Origin of the sequence: Stenotrophomonas sp. HMWF003 (assembly GCF_003061285.1) — a bacterium.
In the GTDB taxonomy this organism is placed as follows: domain Bacteria; phylum Pseudomonadota; class Gammaproteobacteria; order Xanthomonadales; family Xanthomonadaceae; genus Stenotrophomonas; species Stenotrophomonas maltophilia_AP.
Genome location: NZ_QAIW01000435.1, coordinates 41,629 through 46,188, shown reverse-complemented (window position 1 = coordinate 46,188; position 4,560 = coordinate 41,629). Strand labels below are relative to the sequence as shown.

The 4,560-nt window shown below is 68.6% G+C and carries 4 protein-coding genes; 1 reads left to right on the top strand and 3 read right to left on the bottom strand.

What is annotated here, in order from left to right:
• The 3 genes from DBR34_RS19030 to DBR34_RS19020 form a co-directional block, all read right to left on the bottom strand.
• Positions 1-997, bottom strand: a 997-nt coding sequence (locus DBR34_RS19030; protein WP_219928344.1) for a GAF domain-containing protein, incomplete at its 3' end; no start/stop codon positions are given.
• 115 nt (positions 998-1,112) lie between these two features.
• Positions 1,113-2,237 carry an NAD(P)-dependent alcohol dehydrogenase gene (locus DBR34_RS19025; RefSeq protein WP_128097934.1) on the bottom strand — a complete coding sequence of 375 codons (1,125 nt, stop codon included), beginning with the start codon at positions 2,235-2,237 and terminating at the stop codon, positions 1,113-1,115.
• A 14-nt stretch (positions 2,238-2,251) separates the two neighbouring features.
• Complete coding sequence (locus tag DBR34_RS19020) at positions 2,252-3,718, bottom strand: benzaldehyde dehydrogenase (RefSeq protein WP_128097933.1); 1,467 nt, start codon at positions 3,716-3,718, stop codon at positions 2,252-2,254.
• A gap of 254 nt (positions 3,719-3,972) precedes the next feature.
• Between DBR34_RS19020 and DBR34_RS19015 the strand changes: the two genes are divergently transcribed.
• On the top strand, positions 3,973-4,560 hold a 588-nt coding region (locus DBR34_RS19015; protein ID WP_146186887.1), incomplete at its 3' end, for a DUF1415 domain-containing protein.

Below are 4,560 nucleotides of genomic sequence, written 5' to 3'. Positions count from 1 at the left end.
GCGCATTGAGCGCACGCAGCGACGGCGCGCCCGCCTGGACGGCGGCGGCGTCACTCCGCACGCCCGCGCGCGCCGCCAACGGCCCGCGCAGGTACTGCACATACACCGCCGTGTCTTCGCCGATACGCACCCGATGCGCCGGCCCGGCCTGCAGCAACCGCCGCCGCTGGTGCACGCTGGCGCCGGCGAACAGGCCCTCCAGCGTGAGCAACGGCAACGCTCCCCGCCGTGGCAGCCCGAACAAGCGGCGTGCCACCCGGTTGGCCGCACGTACGCGGCCGTCTTCCTCGACCGCCAGCAACCCCTGCAACGGCGACTGCAGCCAGCGCGCGTCGTGCTGAACGGCCAGCAGGTGGCAGGGCCGGTGTTCGACCATCAGCCGGTTTTCGGTGGACAGCGCCGCCTGGCGGAAATACCCGTGCAGCAGTTCGGCATCGCGATCGCCGGTGCCGGTGATGTCCAGCGCGCCCAGCACTTCGCCATCGAGCCCATGCAGCGGCACGCTCAGGCAGAACACCGCGGCGAAACGGTCCAGGTAATGTTCGTTGCCGCGCACCAGCGCGGGCGCGTCGTCGGCCAGGCTGCAGGCCGGCGCGGTGGTGCCGATGTCGATCTCGCGCAGCCGCCGGCCCACCTGGATCGGGCGCAGCACCGGCACATCGGCCAGCCCATGCTCGCGCTGGGCCACGACCATGCCGCCAGCATTGACGCAGAACAGCGTCCACTGGCGGCCACCGAAGGCGGCCCAGAGATGGTCGAGATCATCGCGCACGCAGCGCGCCAGGCGGCGGTCGGCCGGATCGTCCAGGCGTGGCCCGGAGGCGGCCAACGGGGCGTAATGTGGCTCCTGCCGCGGCTGCACGCCGGCCAGCCGCGAGCGCTCCCAGGAGCGCTGCACGGACGGGGCCAGCAACGACTCGGCCAGCGCCCCACCGTCGGCGAAACGCTGGCGCGCCGCTGCCAATGCCTGTTGCTGCTCCAGCTGCATGCCGCCCATGGGATCCTCCAAACCGGATCTGGAGCGTACACCCGCGAAGCTGACTGACTGCACCGTCGCAGGCCCTGCGGCCCGCGACGGTGTGTTTCAGCGTGCTGCCGGCCAGCGGCCGGCACTACCCGATGGTCAGGATCGGCTTGAGCGTGATGCCGCGGGTGCTGTCTTCGGCGGCCTGGTTGATCTGGTCCAGCGGGTAGAACTTCACCAGTTTGTCGAACGGGAAGCGGCCCTGCTGGTACAGCTGCACCAGCTGCGGGATGAACACCTTGGGCACGCTGTCGCCTTCGACGATGCCGCGGATGCTGCGCCCACCCAGCAGCAGGTTGTTGACGTCGAACTCGGCCTTGGTGCCCAGCTTCGGCGCGCCCACCACGCCGATCACGCCACGCCCGCCCAGCGCCTCGATACCCTGCGCCAGCACCTCGGGGCGACCGGTGGATTCCAGGGCGAAGGTGGCGCCACCGCCGGTGATCGCACGCACCGCCTCCACCACGTCCACCTCACGGCTGTTGATGACGTGGGTGGCGCCCAGTTCGGTAGCCAGTTCCAGCCGCGAGGGCACCACGTCGATGGCGATGATGGTGGTGGCCCCGGCCACGCGCGCAGCCATCACCGCGCTCAGGCCCACCGCGCCCGCGCCGAAGCTGGCAAAGCTGCTGCCGGCAGTGACCTTGAGCGAGTTGATGACCGCGCCGGCACCGGTCTGGATGCCGCAGCCCAGCGGGCCGAGCAGTTCGATCGGGGCGTCGTCGGGTACCTTGATCGCGTTGTTCTCGCGGCTCAGTGCGTAGGTGGCAAACGAAGACTGCGCGAAGAAGTGATCGTGCAGCGGGTTGCCGTCCGGGTCCTGGATGGCGGTGCTGCCGTCCAGCGCGCCGCCGCCGAAATTGAGTCCGAAGAAGTCCTTGCAGTACGCGCCATGCCCACCGCTGCACGGATTGCAGTGGCCGCACGCGCCGTAGGTGAGTACCACGTGGTCGCCGACCTTGAGGTCTTTCACGCCCGGGCCGAGCGCTTCGACAATGCCGGCACCCTCATGCCCGAGCACCGCCGGCAGCGGCACGGGGTAGTACTGGTCGCGCACGATCAGGTCGGTATGGCACAGGCCGGTGGCGATCACGCGCACCAGCACTTCGTCGTCCTGCGGGGCACGGATGCGCGCCGGTTCGATGGTGAAGGGCTGTTCCTTCTCGCGCACCACGGCCACGGTGATGTCGCGCAGTTCTGCTGTAGCGGCCATGCTCGTTTCCTTGTTCAGATCGGGTAGGCGGGCGCTTCGCCCTTGACGGTCAGCCACTGCCACTGGGTGAACTCGTCGATGTTGGACGGCCCACCGATGCTGGTGCCGTTGCCGGACGCGCCCACGCCGCCGAACGGGTTGATCACTTCATCGTTCACGGTCTGGTCGTTGATGTGCAGCAGGCCGGTGCGCAGGCGTTCGCCCAGCTTCAGCGCGCGGCCCACGTTGCTGGACACGATCGCCATCGACAGGCCGTACTCGCTGTCGTTGGCCAGTTCCACGGCCTCGTCGTCGGTGTCGAACGGCACCACCACCGCCACCGGCGCGAAGATCTCTTCGTGGAAAGCGGGGTTGTCGCGGCCCACATCACTGAGCACGGTCGGCTCGAAGAACAGGTCCTGGTAGCTGCCGCCGGTGGCCAGCGTGGCCCCGGCCGCCTGCGCATCGGCCACGATCTTTGCCGCATGGTCACGCTGCTGGGCATTGATCAGCGGGCCGATCGCCACATCGCCGGTGGCCGGGTTGCCGACCTTGAGCGACTTCGCCTTGGCCACCAGCTTTTCCAGGAAGCGCGGGTAGAGGCTGCGCTGGACCAGCACGCGGCCGGTGGCCATGCAGATCTGGCCCTGGTGCAGGTACACGCCCCAGGCGGTATTGGCGATGGCCAGGTCGATGTCGGCGTCGTCCAGGATGATCAGCGAGTTCTTGCCGCCCAGCTCCAGCGACACCTTCTTGAGGTGCTTGCCGGCCGCTTCACCCACCTTGCGCCCTGCCCCGGTGGACCCGGTGAACTGGATCATCGCGATGTTGGGGTCGCTGGTCAGCGCGGCACCGGCCGCACCGTCACCGGGCAGCACGTGCAGCAGACCGGCCGGCAACCCGGCCAGTTCGAACAGCCGTGCAATGACGAAGCCACCGCATACCGCGGTGCGCGGGTCGGGCTTGAGTACCACCGCATTGCCCAGCGCCAGCGCCGGGGCGACCGCGCGCATGGCCAGGTACAGCGGGAAGTTGAAGGGGGCGATCACGCCCACCACGCCCAGCGGGCGGCGGCGTGCCAGGTTCAGGCGGCCGGGTTCGGACGGCAGCACTTCGCCGATGCTGCGCGACGGCAGCGCGGCCGCTTCATGCAGCGCCTTGGTGTTCACCTTGGCCTCGAAGCCGGCCTTGAGCCGGGTCGAACCGCTTTCGCGGACCAGCCATTCCACGATCTCGTCGTTGTACTGCTCGGCCAGCTGCGCGGCCCGGCGCAGCACCTGGGCGCGGGTTTCGTAGGGTGCGGCGGCCCAGTCGCGCTGGGCGGTGGCGGCGGTGCTGGCGGCGGCGGCAATGCCGGCCGGGTCGGTCATTGCGATCTGACCCAGCGCGGTGCCGGTGGCCGGTTCGATCACGTCCTGGGCGCTGGCGCCGGACTGCCACTGGCCGTCGAACAGCTTGCCGGACCACAGCGCGGTGGGGAGGAATTCCGAGGTTGCATGCATCTGTTGGCTCCTTTGGACGAAGCACGGCCGCATGGCCGTCTTCTGCACATGATTCACCCTGGCATTGGATACCTGCCGCGCCGCACTGCCTATTGGCCGTTCACGGAAAACGCGCAAGCCCCTGCCGGTAAAGGGATTTCAAGCATGCCCGGTGTCCAGTTAATGGACAGTGGTGTGCATGGCAACGGCGCCACCACGCGTGCGTGCGGCCATGCGCCGTACAATCGCCTGCCCAGCCCGCGATACCGCCCGCCATGAATGAGCACGCCTTCACCGACGACAGCGCCCCGGACGGCACCGACTTCATCGCCGAAACCCGGACCTGGCTGGAGCAGATCGTGATCGGGCTGAACCTGTGCCCGTTCGCCAAGGCCGTCTACGTGAAAAACCAGGTGCGTTTCGTGCTCAGCGACGCGACCACGCCCGAAGCGCTGGTCGAAGAGCTGGCCGAGGAGTTGCTGCGACTGCGCGACACCTCGCCGGAAGAGACCGACACCACGCTGATCGTGCACCCGTACGTGCTGACCGACTTCCTGGACTACAACGATTTCCTCGACAACGCCGATGCGGCGATCGAGGCGCTGGACCTGCAGGGCATCCTGCAGGTGGCCAGTTTCCACCCGCAGTACCAGTTCGAAGGCGTGGCACCGGACGATGTGAGCAACTACACCAACCGCTCGCCCTACCCCACCCTGCACCTGCTGCGCGAAGACAGCGTGGAACGCGCGGTCGCTGCGTTCCCGGACCCGGACGTGATCGTGGAGCGCAACATCGAGACGCTGGACAAGCTGGGCGTGGAAGGCTGGACCCGCCTGCTGGGGCGCAAGGACAACTCGCGATGC

Bases quoted from the DNA above. Each gene is read 5' to 3' on its own strand.
- DBR34_RS19025 (WP_128097934.1), bottom strand. From the start codon at position 2,237: ATGGCCGCTACAGCAGAACTGCGCGACATCACCGTGGCCGTGGTGCGC.
- DBR34_RS19020 (WP_128097933.1), bottom strand. From the start codon at position 3,718: ATGCATGCAACCTCGGAATTCCTCCCCACCGCGCTGTGGTCCGGCAAG.